The organism is Citrobacter braakii (genome assembly GCF_009648935.1).
Lineage (GTDB): Bacteria > Pseudomonadota > Gammaproteobacteria > Enterobacterales > Enterobacteriaceae > Citrobacter > Citrobacter braakii.
The window spans coordinates 3,032,085-3,049,437 of the sequence record NZ_CP045771.1; the positions used below are offsets into that span (position 1 = coordinate 3,032,085).

Consider the following 17,353-nt stretch of genomic DNA (forward strand, 5'->3'; position numbering starts at 1 on the left):
ATGATTGCAGGTTTACCTTCACTCACGCACGATCAGCAGCAACAGGCGGTTGAACGCATTCATGAACTGATATCCCAGGGGATGAGCAGTGGCGAGGCGATTACGAAAGTGGCTGCTGAATTACGCGCCAGCCATACCGGCGAGCGGATCGTGGCGCGTTTTGAAGATGAAGACGAATAACGCCGCTTATACCGCAGCGATAATCTTAATTTCAACTTTGTATTTCGGGTTCATTAACCCGGCCTGAACGGTACAACGTACCGGCGCGTGACCAGCAACAACCCATGCGTCCCAGGCTTTGTTCATGGCGGCAAAATCATTTTTGTCCGCCAGGAACAGGGTGGCATCAAGAATACGTGACTTGCTGCTGCCCTGTTTTTCCAGCACCGCATCAATTTGCGCCAGCGTATTTGCCGTTTGCTCAAAGGCGTCGGCATCCAGATTTTCCGGTACGCCGGTGTAATACAACGTGTTGTTGTGGATAACCACGTCGGACCAACGCGCTTCGGCATCAATGCGCACAATCGTCATAAATCATTCCTCATTTACGTTTTTTCATAATGGCTTCGGGTTGCGCCAAGACTGCCATAATGTTGTGTCCACGTCACCTCTTCAACTGGCGAAAGAGCCGCTGGCCTGACATAATCCCTGTTCAAATGAACAGGGGGCAGTGTGACGGACGATTTTGCAGCAGACGGTCAGTTGGCTAAAGCGATACCCGGTTTTAAACCGCGTGAACCACAGCGGCAGATGGCCTTCGCCGTCAGCCATGCTATCGAAAAATCACAGCCGCTTGTTGTCGAAGCCGGAACAGGAACAGGTAAAACCTACGCTTATCTTGCCCCCGCGCTGCGTGCCGGAAAGAAAGTGATCGTCTCCACGGGCTCGAAGGCGTTGCAGGATCAGCTATACAGCCGCGATTTACCCACAGTAGCGAAGGCTCTGGAATTCACGGGTAAACTGGCGCTACTGAAAGGGCGTTCAAACTATCTGTGTCTTGAGCGTCTCGAACAACAGGCGCTGGCGGGCGGTGACCTGCCGGTACAGACTTTAAGTGACGTCATTCTGCTACGCTCCTGGTCAAATCAAACCCTTGATGGTGACATCAGCACCTGCGTCAGCGTGGCGGAAGACTCTCAGGCCTGGCCGCTGGTGACGAGCACAAATGATAATTGCCTTGGGAGCGACTGCCCGCTGTACAAAGAGTGCTTTGTCGTTAAAGCGCGCAAGAAGGCGATGGATGCGGATGTCGTCGTGGTAAACCACCATCTGTTTCTCGCTGATATGGTGGTGAAAGAGAGTGGGTTTGGCGAGCTGATCCCGGAAGCTGAAGTGATGATCTTCGATGAAGCGCATCAGTTACCGGATATCGCCAGCCAGTATTTTGGTCAATCGCTCTCCAGTCGCCAACTGCTGGATCTGGCGAAAGACATCACCATTGCCTATCGCACCGAGCTGAAAGACACTCAGCAGCTTCAAAAATGCGCCGACCGGCTGGCGCAAAGCGCGCAGGACTTCCGTCTGCAGTTGGGCGAGCCGGGCTATCGAGGAAACTTGCGGGAACTGCTGGCCGACCCGCGCGTGCAGCGCGCGTTTTTGTTGCTCGATGACACGCTGGAGCTGTGTTACGACGTGGCGAAACTGTCTCTCGGACGTTCCGCCTTGCTGGATGCCGCGTTTGAACGTGCCACGCTTTACCGTACTCGTCTGAAGCGCCTGAAAGAGATCAACCAGCCAGGTTTCAGCTACTGGTATGAATGCACCTCGCGCCATTTCACCCTTGCGCTGACGCCGCTCACGGTGGCGGATAAATTCAAAGAAGTGATGGAACAGAAGCCGGGCTGCTGGATTTTTACCTCCGCGACGCTGTCGGTAAACGATGACCTTCATCATTTCACCGCGCGGCTGGGTATTGAAGATGCCGAGTCGATGCTGCTGCCAAGTCCATTTGATTTCACCCGCCAGGCGCTGCTGTGCGTGCCGCGTAATCTCCCGCAAACCAACCAACCGGGAGCGGCGCGTCAGCTGGCATCCATGCTGCGTCCCATTATCGAAGCGAACAACGGTCGCTGCTTTATGCTGTGTACCTCGCACGCGATGATGCGCGATCTGGCTGAACAATTCCGCGCCACCATGACCCTTCCCGTGCTGCTGCAGGGCGAAACCAGTAAAGGGCAACTGTTACAGCAGTTTGTCAGCGCAGGTAATGCGTTACTGGTTGCCACCAGCAGCTTCTGGGAAGGGGTGGACGTGCGTGGCGATACGTTGTCGCTGGTGATTATTGATAAACTGCCGTTCACCTCGCCGGACGATCCGCTGTTAAAAGCGCGGATGGAGGACTGCCGTTTGCGCGGCGGCGATCCGTTTGAAGACGTTCAGTTGCCGGATGCGGTAATCACCCTGAAACAGGGCGTGGGGCGTCTGATTCGTGACGCCGACGACCGCGGGGTGCTGGTGATTTGCGACAACCGTCTGGTGATGCGACCTTATGGTGCCACTTTCCTGGCAAGCCTTCCGCCTGCGCCGCGGACGCGTGATATTGCTCGCGCTGTTCGTTTTCTTGCCATACCAACGACTGAGTAATTTGTTACGGAGTGTGGTAAGATGCGCGCCAAATTTATTGACCTGATCACAAACACCCATGCGAATTCTGGCTATCGATACCGCCACAGAGGCGTGCTCTGTTGCCCTGTGGAATGACGGTACTACCAAGGCTCATTTCGAGCTTTGCCCACGAGAACACACCCAACGAATTTTACCAATGGTCGAGGAAATCCTGGCCGCTGGCGATCTCACGTTAACCGATATCGACGCTCTGGCGTTTGGTCGCGGTCCTGGCAGTTTCACCGGTGTACGTATTGGGATTGGCATTGCTCAGGGGCTGGCGTTAGGCGCGAATTTACCGATGATCGGCGTTTCCACCCTGGCAACAATGGCGCAGGGAGCCTGGCGTAAGTCGGGCGCGACCCGCGTACTGGCTGCGATCGACGCGCGAATGGGCGAAGTCTATTGGGCCGAATACCTGCGTGATGAGCACGGCAACTGGCACGGTGAAGAAACCGAAGCGGTGCTAACCCCCGAGCAGGTGCATGCGCGTTTACTGCAACTGTCTGGCGAGTGGGTAACGGTCGGAACAGGCTGGCCTGCCTGGCCTGAGCTCGGTAAAGACAGCGGTCTGACGCTGAGCGATGGCGACGTTTTGCTTCCGGCGGCTGAAGATATGCTGCCTGTTGCCACGCAAATGCTGGCTGCCGGTAAGACCGTGGCGGTTGAACATGCGGAACCGGTTTATTTACGTAACACCGTGGCATGGAAGAAACTTCCCGGTAAAGAATGAATCTTAGTAGTACATCCCCGGTTAATTCGCACAGCCGTCAGTGCGCAGCATGGTGAATTGGTCGGGGCAGAAGCTAAGAAAAGGGAGTCGCAATATGGCGGTGCAAAAGCAGTTATTGAAAGGTCTGTTGGCGGGCGCATTCGCGTTAATGCTTAGCGGTTGTGTCACCATCCCGGACGCGATTAAAGGTTCGAGCCCTACGCCGCAGCAGGATCTGGTGCGGGTTATGAATGCCCCGCAGCTGTATGTCGGACAGGAAGCGCGTTTCGGCGGTAAAGTTGTGGATATTCAGAACCAGCAGGGGAAATCCCGTCTGGAAATTGCCACTGTTCCTCTTGATAGTGGGGCGCGACCGGTGCTGGGCGAAGCCTCCCGCGGGCGAATTTATGCTGATGTAAATGGTTTCCTCGACCCGGTGGACTTCCGCGGTCAACTGGTTACCGTCGTCGGTCCGATTAGCGGTACTATGGATGGAAAAATCGGTAATACACCGTATAAATTCATGCTGATGCAGGTAACTGGCTATAAACGCTGGCATATTACTCAGCAAATTGTTATGCCGCCTCAGCCGATCGACCCCTGGTTCTACGGTGCGCGTGGCTGGCCTTACGGTGGCTACGGCGGATGGGGATGGTACAATCCCGGCCCGGCACAGGTTCAGACCATAGTAACTGAGTAACTCTTTGTTTTATGAGTAAAAGAAACAGCGGCTCGTCCGCTGTTTCTGCATTAACGTGGATATAAGAAAAATAAATAGTGACGTGCTTCGCAACCTTGTCGTTGTGTAATAAACAAACTGGTACGCTGAGTTAATATTATGTTAACAGTTTGTTTATTACCTGGGGTTGTGATGACGACGAATACGCATTTTAGAGGTGATGTATTGAAAAAGGTTTGGCTTAACCGTTATCCCGCTGGTGTTCCTGCGGAGATCAATCCTGACCGTTATCAATCCCTGGTGGAACTCTTTGAACACTCAGTAAGACGGTATGCCGATCAGCCCGCGTTTGTAAACATGGGGGAGGTGATGACCTTCCGCAAGCTTGAAGAGCGTAGCCGGGCATTTGCGGCCTATTTGCAACAGGGACTCGGGCTGAAGAAGGGCGATCGCGTCGCGCTGATGATGCCGAACCTGCTGCAATATCCGGTCGCACTGTTTGGGATTTTACGTGCCGGCATGATCGTCGTGAACGTGAACCCGCTGTACACGCCTCGCGAGCTGGAACATCAGCTCAACGACAGCGGCGCGTCGGCGATTGTCATCGTGTCTAACTTTGCCCACACGCTGGAAAAAGTCGTCGACAAAACGTCGGTGCAACACGTGATCCTGACGCGTATGGGCGATCAGCTGTCGACCGCCAAAGGGACGTTGGTTAACTTTGTCGTCAAGTATATCAAGCGTCTGGTGCCGAAATATCACCTGCCGGATGCCATCTCTTTTCGTAGCGCGCTGCAAAACGGTTATCGCATGCAGTATGTGAAACCCGAAGTGGTGTCGGAAGATCTGGCGTTCCTGCAATATACCGGGGGGACTACCGGTGTGGCGAAGGGCGCGATGCTTACGCACCGTAACATGCTGGCTAACCTTGAGCAGGTTAACGCCACTTATGGCCCGTTGCTGCATCCGGGTAAAGAACTGGTGGTGACGGCCCTACCGCTGTATCACATTTTTGCACTGACGATGAACTGCCTGCTGTTTATTGAGCTGGGCGGTCAAAACCTGCTGATTACCAACCCGCGTGATATTCCGGGACTGGTAAAAGAGCTGGCGAAGTATCCGTTCACCGCCATGACCGGCGTCAACACGCTGTTTAACGCGCTGCTGAATAACAAAGAGTTCCAACAACTGGACTTCTCGTCACTGCACCTTTCGGCTGGCGGCGGGATGCCGGTTCAACAGGCGGTAGCTGAACGTTGGGTAAAGCTGACCGGTCAGTATCTGCTGGAAGGCTATGGCCTGACGGAGTGTGCCCCTCTGGTGAGCGTCAACCCTCATGATATCGACTACCACAGCGGCAGTATCGGGTTACCGGTTCCTTCCACCGAGGTCAAACTGGTGGATGACGACGATAACGAAGTGCCGCCGGGAGAACCGGGCGAACTGTGCGTGAAAGGTCCGCAAGTGATGCTGGGCTACTGGCAGCGACCAGACGCCACCGACGAAATCGTTAAAGACGGCTGGCTGCACACCGGCGATATTGCGGTGATGGATGATGAAGGCTTCCTGCGTATTGTCGATCGTAAGAAAGATATGATCCTGGTGTCCGGCTTCAACGTCTATCCAAATGAAATTGAAGACGTGGTTATGCAACATCCTGGCGTACAGGAAGTGGCTGCGGTCGGCGTTCCGTCGGGCAGCAGCGGTGAAGCGGTGAAAATTTTCGTGGTGAAGAAAGATGCCTCGTTAACTGATGAGGTGCTTATCACTTTCTGCCGTCGTCACCTGACGGGCTATAAAGTACCGAAGCTGGTGGAGTTTCGCGACGAGTTGCCGAAATCTAACGTCGGTAAAATTTTGCGACGAGAATTACGTGACGAAGCGCGCGCCAAAGTGGACAATAAAGGCTGAGCGTTAAGTCAGCCAGCAGAAAACGCCGGGTAAACCGGCGTTTTTTTTGGCGCAAACCTAAGAGAGCACGATTTGAATTATCAAATGATCACCACGGACGACGCGTTAGCCACGCTGTGCGAAGCCGTCCGTGAATTTCCGGCGATAGCCCTGGATACCGAATTTGTTCGCACACGTACCTATTATCCGCAGTTGGGGCTGATCCAACTCTTTGATGGCAAACACGTTGCTCTGATTGATCCACTAGGGATCACCGACTGGTCGCCCCTGCGCGATATTCTGCGTGATACCGCCATCACCAAATTCCTGCATGCGGGAAGTGAAGACCTGGAAGTGTTTCTCAACGCTTTTGGCGAACTTCCGCAGCCGTTAATTGACACACAAATCCTGGCTGCGTTTTGCGGTCGTCCGCTGTCGTGGGGCTTCGCCTCGATGGTGGAAGAGTTTACGGGGGTGGCGCTCGACAAAAGCGAATCGCGTACCGACTGGCTGGCCAGACCGCTGACCGAGCGTCAGTGCGAATACGCGGCGGCTGACGTCTGGTATCTGTTACCGATCACCACAAAACTGATGGCTGAAACCGAAGCCAGCGGCTGGCTGCCAGCTGCGCTGGACGAATGCCGCTTAATGCAGCAGCGTCGCCAGGAGATTCTGGCGCCAGAAGACGCCTGGCGTGACATCACCAACGCATGGCAACTGCGCACCCGTCAGCTAGCCTGCCTGCAACTGCTTGCCGACTGGCGGCTGCGTAAAGCACGCGAGCGCGATCTGGCGGTAAACTTCGTGGTGCGTGAAGAGCACCTGTGGGCGGTGGCGCGTTATATGCCGGGCAGCCTGGGTGAACTGGATAGCCTGGGTCTTTCCGGGAGTGAAATTCGTTTCCACGGTAAAACGCTGATCGCCCTGGTAGAAAAGGCCCAGGCTTTACCGGAAGAGTCGCTGCCGCAGCCGCTGCTGAATTTGATGGATATGCCAGAGTATCGCAAGGCGTTCAAAGCCATCAAAGCGCTGGTTGCCGAGGTGAGTGCGGAACATAATCTCAGCGTCGAACTTCTTGCTTCGCGTCGCCAGATCAACCAGTTGCTCAACTGGCTCTGGAAATTAAAGCCGCAGCAATCCCTGCCAGAGCTGGTTTCCGGCTGGCGTGGCGAATTGATGTCCGATCGCCTCAACGCGCTGCTGCAGGAATACCCGCAGTAAGTCACCAGGCTCGCCGGGTCGCGCGTTTGCTGACCCGGCCTGCGCAACGCTACAGATCGAGCACCAGGCGCTTACCTTTGGCGCGCGAGCAGCAGATGAGCATGCTTTGCTGGCTGGCTTTTTCGTCGTCGCTGAAATACTGATCGCGGTGATCCGCTTCCCCTTCGAGAATCGTCGTTTCGCAGGTGCCGCAAACACCTTCCCGGCACAGGCACTCAACCCGGGCGGCTTTGTTATTTTCGATAACCTGCAAAATGGTCATCTCTTCCGGGACCACAAACTCGCGCCCGGAACGCGCCAGCACCAGGGTGAAGGCGTCGCCGCCTTTCTCTTCCACGGCAAATTGTTCGAAATGTAGCGTATTGCTGTCCAGCCCAAGGCGGGAAGCCGCTTCTCTGACAGCATCGTTGAGCACCGCAGGGCCACAGGTATAGATATGCGTGCCGGGTTCAACATCTGCCAGCAGACGGGCTAAATCGAGGCGGGTGCCTGCGTTCGACAGGTGCAGATGAATGCGATCGGCGCTGGGGTGTTGCATGAGTTCGTCATGAAACGCGCAGGTCTCCTGGCTGGGAGAGCAATAGTGCAGTTGCCATTGCATCTGAGATTGTTCCAGCTCCGGGAGTTGCGATAAAAACGGTGTGATGCCGATACCTCCGGCAATCAACAGATGTTTTTGCGCCTGAGGGGCGAGGGCGAAGAGATTATTTGGTGTGGAGATCGTGAGCGTGTCGCCGGGCTTCACGTTTTGATGCAGGTATCGTGAGCCGCCTTTGGACGCTTCCTCCAGGCGTACGGCAATTTTATAGGCGCGCGTATCGCGTGGTGAACTCATCAGCGAGTACGCATTGCTGTACAGGTTCTCGCCATCGTGCATCTGCACGATAATATGGCTGCCACCCTGAAACGCAGGCAACGGCTGGCCTGAGGTCGCCGTTAAAGTGAAGCATTTTACCTGCGCGGTAATCGTCTCAATCCGGCTGACCCGGACTTCTTGCATTTGATAATCAGACATTGCGGCCTCCCTAATAAATCTGTCCGACGCGGCTCAGCGACGCGCCGGAACCTGTCGTAAAAGCCCCGGGTTATTCCTGAAAAACCTGGGCGACCAGATTATGAAAATGGGCAATGCCATGCTCGGAGATGCCGCTGCCGCTGGTGTCCGCCATAATGCGTCCCTGGCCGCGATACCCGCGCGATTTCAGCCCTTTTTGTACGCTTTCAACCAGACGTAAATCTTCAGGACGAAAGACGTTGCGATACCATTCGATCAGTTGTTTCTGCTCTTCGGTCAGCTCTTCGTTGGTGAAATAGATGTCATAGTTTTGCAGCGTGGTTTCCGCATCTACCGGGAATTCGTAGATAACGGTCATCATACCTTTGATTGGCGTCACGTTGAGCATGGTGCACGGCCACAGCCAGAAACCGTGGAAAGCGGCATCAACCCCTTCTTCGAACTTAAATGACTGCTCTGAAGGTTTGGCGAAACCGTATTGCAGCGTCCAGTTACCGTGCATGGTATGCCAGTAACGGTCAACCTGGACCGAGTCGGAAAAACCTGGATGGGCCGGACCGCAGTGGTAGCACTCCAGATAGTTATCGACAATATTCTTCCAGTTGGCTGGGGTACGAGTCGTAAAGCGCGCAGCAAGTTTCAGGTCATGCACGTCTGGGCAGGCTTCGATAACTTTGTCCGCAAGACCAGGGAGTTGTTCTTCCACGCTGCCCGCATTCGGATCCATGTTTATAAACACGAATCCGGCATATTCTTCTAGGCGTACCGGTGTAAGGTGCGCTTTTTCGCTGTCGAAGTTGGCGACGTTTTCGCAGTTACGCGCATGCGCCAGATTGCCGTCAAGTTTGAACGCCCATGCGTGGTAAGGGCAGGTAATCACATTTTTCGCTTTCCCCTCGCCGCTCAACAGCTGATGACCGCGATGCGGGCAGACGTTGTAGAAGGCCCGCAGCACGTTATCGCGACCACGTACCAGCACGATATTCTCGCCAATCACTTCTCGGGTAACATAATCATTGGGTTTCGCCAGTTCGCTACTGTGGGCGACGCAAATCCAGCTTTTAGCGAACACCTTTTCTTGTTCGTGTTCGAAAGCCTGATGGTCGGTATAAAACCGGGCCGGGATAGTCCAGGCATCCTGCGGGTTGGCACAGAAATTTTGCGGCAGAATAAACTCAGGGCTCAGATTGCTCATTGGAATACCTTTAATTTGTGAGTATGAGGATTTTTGTACTGGCGCTTAATTGTCGCCTTTGAGTAGTGTCCCGGCCGGTGGCGCGACCGGGACGTCAACTGGCACTTCGGGAAGATGACTTTCAATTTGATGCGCAGGAACGTGGGCATAGTCCTGCCGTACCCAGCGCAGAAAACCGCCAACCTTCACCAACAGGATGGCGAGGAATGGAAGAGCGGTCAGAACCACCGTGGTCTTCATGGTTTCCAGGGACGCGCCGGTGAACAAAATCGATAATGGGATCAGGGTGATAACCACGCACCAGAACAGACGAAGACTGCGCTGCGGATCTTCCCCTTCCTGCAGGTTGCGTGTGCTGGTGGCCGCCATGGTGTAGGCCACAGCATCCATGTGTGAGGCGAGGAATATAATCATGATCGCCAGATACGCCACCAGAAACAGTTTCCCGGCAGGCAACGACATCAACACTTGCTGTACGGCTGTCTCACCACCCAGCGTCGCCATAACCTGCGGTACGTCGATCACACCGTTCACAAACTGGTGAATGGAGTAGCTTTCCATCACGCCAAAGAAGAACCAGCAGCCAACAGTGCTACCGAGGATTAATGCCCAGATAACCTCTTTGATTTTGCGACCACGGGATACGCGAGTGACAAACATTGCCACGCCCGGCGTGTAGGAGATCCACCACAGCCAGTAGAACACCGTCCAGTTACGGGTGAACTCACCGTTGCCAAGCGGGTCGGTGAAGAGGCTCATTTGCAAAAAATTTTGTGTCGTCAGGCCGATGGCGTTGATGATGTTGTTGGTGATGAACTCGGTCGGGCCGACGATCAGCACCAGCAGCGGCAGTAAAAATGCCCCCCAGCCGACCATTTTGCTCAGACGTTGCAAACCGTTATTGATGCCAATCCAGGAGCTCAGGCAGAAAATGCCGCCAGAGAACAGGATCACAAACGCCTGCACCGTGAAGTTATCCGGTAACCCCGTCAGGGCAGACAAACCGCGGGTAAAGGTGGCGGCGGTGACGACCAGAGAGATGGTTAACGCGCCAACTGTCGCGATCAGGAACATCAGGTCAACCAGGCGACCCCAGACGCCCTGCGGATGCACGCCGGTAATGGCGGCGATAATCCCGGACAGGCTCAGTCCTTTGTTTTTACGCACATGGAAGTGGTAGGCCATGGTTAATGAGGCCAACGTGTAGGTCGCCCATGCGCTGATCCCCCAATGGAAAAAGGAGTAGGGCAGGCTGTATTCCAGCGCTTTTTGCGAGTGCGGCGCGATATTCAGACCCGGGGTCTGGTAATAATAGGCCCACTCAGCAACGCCCCAGTAGAGCGTGGAGGAGCCTAATCCGGCGCATATAAACATAAACAGCCAGGAGAGCGTGCTGTATTCCGCTTTACCTTCTCCCAGACGGATGTTGCCGTATTTGCTGGTAGCCAGCCAGACGACCAGACCCATAGCCATCAGAACGAGGATCTGCACGGCGGAACCCAGCATCCGGGTAACGCCGTTAAAAAGGGTATTTGCGACTTGTGCAGACTGCTGAGGGAAGAGACTAAGTGTGGCGGCGATGAAAAGAATAGCCACCAGGCTGATGGCTATCAGCGGCATGTCTTTTTTCTTGACGTTGCTCAACATGGGATCTCCTGGGCACAGTTGCCCGCGTATGGCATTAGCCTGTCGTTGTTATCATGCTGTAGGGGTAGAATGAGTTACTTTGCATTTAACAATTTTATTATTTGTTCTTTACATGAATTAAACAATTGCCCGATGCGTGAAGCAATAAAACACGGAACGGAAATAATAAAAGGTGAATTAGCGCAGGTTATTGGCTCCACAAAACGCATAAAAAAGCCGCGTCAGTGACGCGGCTCATATTTCGTGGTTTGACCTCTAACGTAGTGCCTGACAGATGGCTTCTCCCATCTGTTGCGTGGTGGCGCAGCCTTTCATATCCGGCGTTTTCGGGCCACTGGCAATAACGTGCTCAATTGCCGCCAGAATACCGTCGTGGGCAGCCTTATAGTTGGCATCACCCTTGCCAAGGAAGTCCAGCATCATGGCGCCAGCCCAGATAGTGGCAATCGGGTTGGCGATGTTTTTTCCGTAAATATCGGGGGCCGAACCATGCACCGGCTCGAACAGGGACGGGAAGGTGCGTTCCGGGTTTAAGTTGGCAGAAGGCGCGATGCCAATCGTCCCGGTACAGGCCGGACCCAGATCGGAGAGGATGTCGCCGAACAGGTTGGAAGCAACCACAACGTCAAAGCGCTCCGGCTGCATCACAAAGCGGGCGCACAATATATCGATATGCTGTTTATCCCAACGGATCTCAGGATAGTTAGCCGCCATTGCTTCAACACGCTCGTCCCAGTAAGGCATGCTGATGGCCAGACCATTGGATTTGGTCGCCGAGGTCAGGGTTTTGCGCGGGCGGTTTTGCGCCAGCTCGAAGGCGTAACGCAATATACGATCTACGCCGCGACGGGTGAAGACCGACTCCTGGATAACCACCTCGTGTTCCGTCCCTTCACTCACGCGTCCGCCGAGAGAAGAGTATTCTCCCTCGGTGTTCTCGCGTACGACGTAGAAATCAATGTCGCCTGGCTGCTTGCCCGCCAGTGGGCAAGGGACTCCCGGAAACAGGCGTACCGGACGCAGGTTGACGTACTGGTCGAATTCGCGGCGAAACTTAAGCAGCGAGCCCCATAAAGAGATGTGGTCCGGTACGGTGTCCGGCCAGCCAACGGCGCCAAAATAGATAGCATCAAAGGATTGCAACTGCTCATGCCAGTCATCCGGCATCATTTTACCGTGATGGGTGTAGTACTCGCAGCTCGCCCATTCCATTTGCTCAAAGCTGAGCGACAACCCCCAACGCTCGGCGGCTGCCTGTAACACATGAATGCCTTCAGGCAGCACTTCTTTACCAATGCCATCTCCGGGGATAGCGGCAATACGACAGGTTTTCTTCATAGCAGCTCTCACTTGTACGCCATCAAAATTGACTTTCCCCTTATCCTATAATTGACTGATTAATAGTTAATCCCCCTAACTGGTGAAACATAAAACACAGATCATGAATAATCTGCCGCTGCTAAATGATTTACGCGTCTTTATGCTGGTTGCCCGTCGGGCAGGATTTGCCGCCGTTGCCGAGGAACTGGGTGTATCACCGGCTTTTATCAGTAAGCGAGTAGCCCTGCTGGAGCAGACACTGAACGTGGTGCTGCTGCACCGGACAACGCGGCGTGTAACCATCACGGAAGAGGGGGAGCGGATCTACGAATGGGCGCAGCGGATCCTGCAGGATGTCGATCAGATGATGGACGAGTTGTCTGATGCCAGGCAGATCCCGCAGGGGATGCTACGCATTATTAGTAGCTTTGGTTTTGGCCGTCGGGTGGTGGCTCCGGCGCTGTCTGCACTGGCAAAAGCGTACCCGCAGTTAGAACTGAGGTTCGATGTTGAAGACCGCCTGGTGGATATGGTGAATGAGGGCGTCGATCTTGATATTCGTATCGGGGATGATATCGCGCCGAACCTGATTGCCCGCAAGCTGGCGACTAACTACCGTATTCTGTGCGCCTCGCCGGAATTTGTGGCGCAGCACGGGACGCCGAAGCAACTCAACGATCTCTCCACTTTTCCTTGTCTGGTTATCAAAGAGCGCGACCATCCGTTTGGCATCTGGCAAATGCGTAATAAAGAGGGCGCTCACTCAATTAAAGTTACGGGGCCTCTGTCGTCTAATCATGGCGAAGTGGTACATCAGTGGTGTCTTGATGGGCAGGGAATTGCCCTGCGTTCGTGGTGGGACGTTTGCGACAACATTGCCGGTGGACATCTGGTACACGTATTACCCGAGTATTATCAACCAGCAAATATATGGGCGGTTTATGTTTCTCGGCTGGCGACGTCGGCAAAAATCCGTATTACGGTTGAGTATTTGCGCCGCTATTTTGCCGAAAACTATCCAAAGTTTACTTTGGAATAAATCCGCAACAGCTGGCAAGAAACTGAAAATAAAAAAGGCAGAATAATCTGCCTTTTTTGCAACTATAACTCACTGAGCAAAGCCGTTATTTAGACTCTTCAGCTTCAGGTAATGTCACGTTAAGTTCGAGGATAGAAATATCGCCGTCTTTTTGTTCAAGCTGTACGGTGACCATTTCGGGATCAATTTGTACATACTTGCAGATAACCTCGAGAATATCTTTCCTCAGTTGCGGTAAATAATGTGGCTCGGCGTCACTACGACGACGTTCCGCAACAATAATCTGCAGTCGCTCTTTAGCGATGTTCGCTGTGCTCTTTTTCCGCGAGAGAAAAAAATCCAGTAATGCCATAACTTATCCTCCGAACAGGCGTTTGAGGAAACCTTTCTTCTCTTCTTCAATGAAGCGGAAAGGACGTTCTTCTCCCAACAGACGGTCTACGGTATCAGCATAGGCTTTACCGGCATCAGCATTGATGTCGAGAATAACCGGCTCACCCTGGTTAGACGCGCGCAGGACTGACTGATCTTCAGGAATCACGCCAACCAGCTTGATTCGCAGAATTTCCAGTACGTCTTCCATGCTCAGCATGTCACCTTTATTTACGCGGCCGGGGTTGTAGCGCGTCAGCAACAAATGCTCTTTAATCGGATCTTCACCGTTTTCCGCACGACGAGATTTCGACGCCAGAATACCCAGAATACGGTCAGAGTCACGTACAGAGGAGACTTCCGGGTTAGTGGTGATAATCGCTTCATCGGCAAAATACAGGGCCATCAGCGCGCCGGTTTCAATACCCGCTGGGGAGTCGCAGACGATGAAATCGAATTCCATCGTTTTCAGGTCGTCCAGAACTTTCGCGACGCCTTCACGCGTCAGCGCGTCTTTATCGCGAGTCTGTGAGGCCGGAAGAATAAAGAGATTTTCGGTACGCTTATCTTTGATTAACGCCTGATTTAACGACGCATCGCCCTGAATAACGTTGACGAAGTCGTAAACGACGCGGCGTTCACAACCCATAATCAGATCGAGGTTACGCAGGCCGATATCAAAATCAATAACGACAGTTTTCTTTCCCTTCTGGGCCAAACCTGTAGCGATGGCCGCGCTGGAGGTGGTTTTGCCAACGCCCCCTTTACCCGAAGTAACAACAATAATGCGTGCCATAGAAATTCCTTGTTAAAAAGGGATCAATTCAACGGTTGAACTGTCAAAGCGTTCTCTGCTAATTGCAGACGGGCCGCTTTGCCATAAAATTCTGCTGGGATTTTATCACTCAGCCAATAAACACCTGCGATAGACACCAGTTCTGCCGTCAGATGGGTACAAAAAATTTGCGCTTCACGATCGCCGCTTGCACCTGCCAGCGCACGGCCTCTCATCATTCCATAAACATGAATATTGCCATCAGCGATAAGCTCTGCGCCCGCACTGACGTGGCTTGTAACAATCAGATCACATTGTGGAGCATAAATGCGCTGACCGGAACGAACCGGCACATTTATTAATCGTGTTTTTGTGATGGGAGTAACGTTTTGCGGCAAAGCGACGGGAGCCGGGACCTCAACAGGCGCAGGGCGAATAGCTTTTTCTTTACCTTCAGTCAGTAAAGGAAGACCCATTTCGTCGATTTCTGCCTTTAGTCTGGCGTCTTTGCATCCGCTAACGCCAATAATGCGCAATCCGGTAGACGCGACAACTTTCTGCAGCGCTGACCAGTTTACCGGGCTTTCAAGACCACTCACGTTAACCACCACTGGAGCATGTTTTAAAAAAGCCGGTGCCTGCGCGATTTTGTCTTCCAACGCCTGACGAATAACCTCGGGTTCTGCTTCATGTAAATGAACCACTGATAAGGTGAAGCTACTGCCTTTAAGCTCGATTGGCGTGTTTGACATCCTGGCCTTACTCAATTTGCTATTTATCATCCCCAGCGCGGGGTGATATTCCGAAGACTATAAGGCATGTTATAGTCAGTATTATATTGAGGCAAGCCACCATTCCGTGAATTCAGAGTAAAAGATATGTTTTGTGTGATCTACCGAAGCAGCAAACGTGACCAGACCTATTTATATGTCGAAAAAAAAGACGATTTCTCGCGCGTTCCTGAAGAACTGATGAGAGGATTTGGTCAGCCGACGCTGGCAATGATGTTACCGCTTGATGGGCGAAAAAAATTAGTTAATGCCGATCTTGAAAAAGTAAAACAGGCCATGACCGAGCAGGGCTATTATTTACAAATACCCCCGCCGCCAGAAGATTTACTTAAACAGCATCTGGCAGCGGCAAAACAAAATACACCAGACGCTAAACGTTAAACTGCATCCGGCAGCAGCACGTTCCATCGATGCAGTACCTGAAATCTATGACTACGTTAGGGGAAAGTAATGTATCAACATCACAACTGGCATGGTGCTCTGCTGGATTATCCGGTGAGTAAGGTGGTTTGCGTAGGGAGTAACTATGCCAACCATATTAAAGAGATGGGCGGAACCACCCCGGAAGAACCGGTTCTGTTTATTAAACCGGAAACCGCGCTGTGCGATTTGCGCCAGCCGCTGGTGATCCCATCTGATATGGGGTCTGTCCACCATGAAGTTGAGCTGGCTGTGCTGATTGGCGCGACCCTGCGGCAAGCGACAGAAGATCATGTGCGCAAAGCCATCGCCGGTTATGGTGTCGCGCTGGATCTGACCCTGCGCGATATTCAGGGCAAAATGAAGAAAGCGGGGCAGCCATGGGAAAAAGCGAAGGGTTTTGATAATTCTTGCCCGCTGTCTGGATTTATTCCGGTGGCGGAGTTTAACGGCGACCCGCAGGATACGATGCTTGGATTAACGGTCAACGGTGAAACTCGCCAGCACGGCTCCACGGCGGACATGATCCATCACATCGTTCCCTTGATTGCTTATATGAGCCGTTTCTTTACCCTCAAAGCGGGCGATGTGGTGCTAACGGGAACGCCAGCAGGCGTGGGACCTTTAAGCAGCGGCGACGAACTGGCCATCAGTTTTCACGGTCAAACGCTAACAACCCGCGTGCTGTAATCTCTGCTTGCCGCCTTTTCGGGCGGCAAAACTTGCATCAGCGTGCCAGACTGGTTATAAGGTGCAGCTTTATTGCAATAGCGGAAACCCTGATGAGCGACATACCTTTCTGGCAAAGTAAAACCCTTGATGAAATGACCGATGCCGAGTGGGAGTCATTATGTGACGGGTGCGGTCAATGCTGCCTGCATAAGCTGATGGATGAAGACACTGACGAAATCTACTTTACCAACGTCGCCTGTCGTCAGCTCAACATTAAAACCTGCCAGTGTCGTAATTACGAACGTCGATTCGAGTACGAGCCTGACTGCATCAAACTGACGCGTGATAATCTGCCGACTTTTGAATGGTTGCCGATGACCTGCGCTTATCGTCTGCTCGCAGAAGGAAAAGGGCTGCCGGAGTGGCACCCGTTGCTGACAGGATCAAAAGCGGCGATGCACGGTGAACGTATCTCAGTTCGTCATATTGCGGTGAAAGAGTCGGAAGTGCGTGACTGGCAGGATCATATCCTGAACAAACCTTCATGGGCGGACTGAGCCGCCCATCGATTAGCAGGCGTTAAGGGTTAAGACTTTTTCGCCTGATACATCTCATCGGAGTGGTTGTCATCTTCCACCCAGAAGTTAATGTTGAATTGCGCATCGTCGCTTAATTCAACGCGATGCCAGTACTGCGGTGGGCTGGTTGCGAACTGACCGGCATTAATCACCACTTTTACTTCAGGTTCTTTTGCGTCTTCATTGGCAAAGCCATAATACGTTACCGTACCTTCCATCACGCAGAGCTGTCCAAACACGCCTGCTGCGGTGTTATGGTGAGAAAGAAGTGCTGCCGGGACGTTGTCTTTGGTAAAGAAGGGAGTAGAGCGTTTTACTTTCCAGTTTGCCGGGATGCGTAAATGGGACATCAGACATCTCCTTGGTGTGGCATCTATAAGATGTATCTAATATACATCTTATAGATGCCAGCAGGCAATGAAT

General features: G+C 53.1%; 19 protein-coding genes. 10 read left to right on the forward strand and 9 right to left on the reverse strand.

What is annotated here, in order from left to right:
- The gene (locus tag GFC06_RS14125; protein WP_016153388.1) at nucleotides 1-180 is read left to right on the forward strand and encodes a YoaH family protein; all 180 of its coding nucleotides are present in this window, start codon (nucleotides 1-3) and stop codon (nucleotides 178-180) included.
- 6 nt (nucleotides 181-186) lie between these two features.
- Here GFC06_RS14125 and GFC06_RS14130 read toward each other — a convergent pair whose 3' ends face one another.
- The gene (locus GFC06_RS14130) at nucleotides 187-531 is read right to left on the reverse strand and encodes a RidA family protein (RefSeq protein WP_016153387.1); all 345 of its coding nucleotides are present in this window, start codon (nucleotides 529-531) and stop codon (nucleotides 187-189) included.
- A gap of 141 nt (nucleotides 532-672) precedes the next feature.
- Between GFC06_RS14130 and GFC06_RS14135 the strand changes: the two genes are divergently transcribed.
- From GFC06_RS14135 to rnd, 5 genes are all read left to right on the forward strand, one after another.
- Nucleotides 673-2,583: an ATP-dependent DNA helicase gene (locus GFC06_RS14135; protein ID WP_141875280.1), complete on the forward strand. Its 1,911-nt coding sequence runs from the start codon at nucleotides 673-675 to the stop codon at nucleotides 2,581-2,583.
- A 58-nt stretch (nucleotides 2,584-2,641) separates the two neighbouring features.
- Entirely contained in the window at nucleotides 2,642-3,337 is a 696-nt protein-coding gene (gene tsaB, locus GFC06_RS14140) for a tRNA (adenosine(37)-N6)-threonylcarbamoyltransferase complex dimerization subunit type 1 TsaB (RefSeq protein WP_094761103.1), read from the forward strand.
- A 94-nt stretch (nucleotides 3,338-3,431) separates the two neighbouring features.
- Nucleotides 3,432-4,016 carry a Slp family lipoprotein gene (locus GFC06_RS14145; RefSeq protein ID WP_153690279.1) on the forward strand — a complete coding sequence of 195 codons (585 nt, stop codon included), beginning with the start codon at nucleotides 3,432-3,434 and terminating at the stop codon, nucleotides 4,014-4,016.
- A 204-nt stretch (nucleotides 4,017-4,220) separates the two neighbouring features.
- Nucleotides 4,221-5,906, forward strand: coding sequence for a long-chain-fatty-acid--CoA ligase FadD (gene fadD / locus GFC06_RS14150; protein ID WP_141875278.1), 1,686 nt, complete (start codon nucleotides 4,221-4,223; stop codon nucleotides 5,904-5,906).
- A gap of 84 nt (nucleotides 5,907-5,990) precedes the next feature.
- Entirely contained in the window at nucleotides 5,991-7,106 is a 1,116-nt protein-coding gene (gene rnd / locus GFC06_RS14155) for a ribonuclease D (RefSeq protein WP_153690742.1), read from the forward strand.
- A 49-nt stretch (nucleotides 7,107-7,155) separates the two neighbouring features.
- Here the strand turns inward: rnd and GFC06_RS14160 are convergent, their stop codons facing one another.
- The 4 genes from GFC06_RS14160 to GFC06_RS14175 form a co-directional block, all read right to left on the reverse strand.
- A complete protein-coding gene (locus GFC06_RS14160) occupies nucleotides 7,156-8,121 on the reverse strand; it encodes a PDR/VanB family oxidoreductase (RefSeq protein WP_153690280.1) in 966 nt (321 codons plus the stop codon).
- 70 nt (nucleotides 8,122-8,191) lie between these two features.
- Complete coding sequence (gene yeaW / locus GFC06_RS14165; protein WP_003833746.1) at nucleotides 8,192-9,316, reverse strand: carnitine monooxygenase, oxygenase subunit YeaW; 1,125 nt, start codon at nucleotides 9,314-9,316, stop codon at nucleotides 8,192-8,194.
- A gap of 45 nt (nucleotides 9,317-9,361) precedes the next feature.
- The gene (locus tag GFC06_RS14170; RefSeq protein ID WP_103928304.1) at nucleotides 9,362-10,963 is read right to left on the reverse strand and encodes a BCCT family transporter; all 1,602 of its coding nucleotides are present in this window, start codon (nucleotides 10,961-10,963) and stop codon (nucleotides 9,362-9,364) included.
- A gap of 255 nt (nucleotides 10,964-11,218) precedes the next feature.
- A complete protein-coding gene (locus GFC06_RS14175) occupies nucleotides 11,219-12,301 on the reverse strand; it encodes a tartrate dehydrogenase (protein ID WP_153690281.1) in 1,083 nt (360 codons plus the stop codon).
- A gap of 103 nt (nucleotides 12,302-12,404) precedes the next feature.
- Here GFC06_RS14175 and GFC06_RS14180 point away from each other — a divergent pair, with 103 nt between their 5' ends.
- Nucleotides 12,405-13,322 (forward strand): LysR family transcriptional regulator, encoded by a 918-nt coding sequence (locus GFC06_RS14180; protein WP_016153377.1) that lies wholly within the window; start codon nucleotides 12,405-12,407, stop codon nucleotides 13,320-13,322.
- Nucleotides 13,323-13,407: 85 nt separating this feature from the next.
- On the opposite strand, the gene minE is transcribed toward GFC06_RS14180, so the two are convergent.
- Genes minE through minC form a run of 3 tightly spaced genes read right to left on the reverse strand, consistent with a single transcriptional unit; the run spans nucleotide 13,408 to nucleotide 15,221 of the window.
- Nucleotides 13,408-13,674 (reverse strand): cell division topological specificity factor MinE, encoded by a 267-nt coding sequence (gene minE, locus GFC06_RS14185; protein WP_001185666.1) that lies wholly within the window; start codon nucleotides 13,672-13,674, stop codon nucleotides 13,408-13,410.
- A 3-nt stretch (nucleotides 13,675-13,677) separates the two neighbouring features.
- The gene (gene minD / locus GFC06_RS14190; RefSeq protein WP_003020956.1) at nucleotides 13,678-14,490 is read right to left on the reverse strand and encodes a septum site-determining protein MinD; all 813 of its coding nucleotides are present in this window, start codon (nucleotides 14,488-14,490) and stop codon (nucleotides 13,678-13,680) included.
- A 23-nt stretch (nucleotides 14,491-14,513) separates the two neighbouring features.
- On the reverse strand, nucleotides 14,514-15,221 hold the full coding sequence (gene minC / locus GFC06_RS14195; protein WP_049282151.1) for a septum site-determining protein MinC: 708 nt from the start codon (nucleotides 15,219-15,221) through the stop codon (nucleotides 14,514-14,516).
- 126 nt (nucleotides 15,222-15,347) lie between these two features.
- On the opposite strand from minC, the gene GFC06_RS14200 reads away from it, so the two are divergent.
- The 3 genes from GFC06_RS14200 to GFC06_RS14210 all read left to right on the forward strand — a co-directional run bounded on the left by GFC06_RS14200 (nucleotide 15,348) and on the right by GFC06_RS14210 (nucleotide 16,909).
- Complete coding sequence (locus GFC06_RS14200; protein ID WP_153690282.1) at nucleotides 15,348-15,641, forward strand: YcgL domain-containing protein; 294 nt, start codon at nucleotides 15,348-15,350, stop codon at nucleotides 15,639-15,641.
- Between the two features lie 69 nt (nucleotides 15,642-15,710).
- Nucleotides 15,711-16,370: a fumarylacetoacetate hydrolase family protein gene (locus GFC06_RS14205; protein ID WP_016156786.1), complete on the forward strand. Its 660-nt coding sequence runs from the start codon at nucleotides 15,711-15,713 to the stop codon at nucleotides 16,368-16,370.
- A 92-nt stretch (nucleotides 16,371-16,462) separates the two neighbouring features.
- Nucleotides 16,463-16,909, forward strand: coding sequence for a YcgN family cysteine cluster protein (locus GFC06_RS14210; protein WP_016153373.1), 447 nt, complete (start codon nucleotides 16,463-16,465; stop codon nucleotides 16,907-16,909).
- 29 nt (nucleotides 16,910-16,938) lie between these two features.
- On the opposite strand, the gene GFC06_RS14215 is transcribed toward GFC06_RS14210, so the two are convergent.
- Nucleotides 16,939-17,280 (reverse strand): DUF1971 domain-containing protein, encoded by a 342-nt coding sequence (locus GFC06_RS14215; RefSeq protein WP_016153372.1) that lies wholly within the window; start codon nucleotides 17,278-17,280, stop codon nucleotides 16,939-16,941.
- Nucleotides 17,281-17,353 lie beyond the last annotated feature (73 nt).

Excerpts from the sequence above, each read along its gene's own strand:
- minD (WP_003020956.1), bottom strand. The coding sequence starts at position 14,490 with ATGGCACGCATTATTGTTGTTACTTCGGGTAAAGGGGGCGTTGGCAAA.
- GFC06_RS14160 (WP_153690280.1), bottom strand. The coding sequence starts at position 8,121 with ATGTCTGATTATCAAATGCAAGAAGTCCGGGTCAGCCGGATTGAGACG.
- GFC06_RS14170 (WP_103928304.1), bottom strand. The coding sequence starts at position 10,963 with ATGTTGAGCAACGTCAAGAAAAAAGACATGCCGCTGATAGCCATCAGC.
- GFC06_RS14145 (WP_153690279.1), top strand. The coding sequence starts at position 3,432 with ATGGCGGTGCAAAAGCAGTTATTGAAAGGTCTGTTGGCGGGCGCATTC.
- tsaB (WP_094761103.1), top strand. The coding sequence starts at position 2,642 with ATGCGAATTCTGGCTATCGATACCGCCACAGAGGCGTGCTCTGTTGCC.
- GFC06_RS14130 (WP_016153387.1), bottom strand. The coding sequence starts at position 531 with ATGACGATTGTGCGCATTGATGCCGAAGCGCGTTGGTCCGACGTGGTT.
- GFC06_RS14175 (WP_153690281.1), bottom strand. The coding sequence starts at position 12,301 with ATGAAGAAAACCTGTCGTATTGCCGCTATCCCCGGAGATGGCATTGGT.
- GFC06_RS14200 (WP_153690282.1), top strand. The coding sequence starts at position 15,348 with ATGTTTTGTGTGATCTACCGAAGCAGCAAACGTGACCAGACCTATTTA.
- GFC06_RS14125 (WP_016153388.1), top strand. The coding sequence starts at position 1 with ATGATTGCAGGTTTACCTTCACTCACGCACGATCAGCAGCAACAGGCG.
- GFC06_RS14180 (WP_016153377.1), top strand. The coding sequence starts at position 12,405 with ATGAATAATCTGCCGCTGCTAAATGATTTACGCGTCTTTATGCTGGTT.
- rnd (WP_153690742.1), top strand. The coding sequence starts at position 5,991 with ATGATCACCACGGACGACGCGTTAGCCACGCTGTGCGAAGCCGTCCGT.
- GFC06_RS14210 (WP_016153373.1), top strand. The coding sequence starts at position 16,463 with ATGAGCGACATACCTTTCTGGCAAAGTAAAACCCTTGATGAAATGACC.
- minC (WP_049282151.1), bottom strand. The coding sequence starts at position 15,221 with ATGTCAAACACGCCAATCGAGCTTAAAGGCAGTAGCTTCACCTTATCA.
- yeaW (WP_003833746.1), bottom strand. The coding sequence starts at position 9,316 with ATGAGCAATCTGAGCCCTGAGTTTATTCTGCCGCAAAATTTCTGTGCC.
- GFC06_RS14215 (WP_016153372.1), bottom strand. The coding sequence starts at position 17,280 with ATGTCCCATTTACGCATCCCGGCAAACTGGAAAGTAAAACGCTCTACT.
- GFC06_RS14205 (WP_016156786.1), top strand. The coding sequence starts at position 15,711 with ATGTATCAACATCACAACTGGCATGGTGCTCTGCTGGATTATCCGGTG.
- minE (WP_001185666.1), bottom strand. The coding sequence starts at position 13,674 with ATGGCATTACTGGATTTTTTTCTCTCGCGGAAAAAGAGCACAGCGAAC.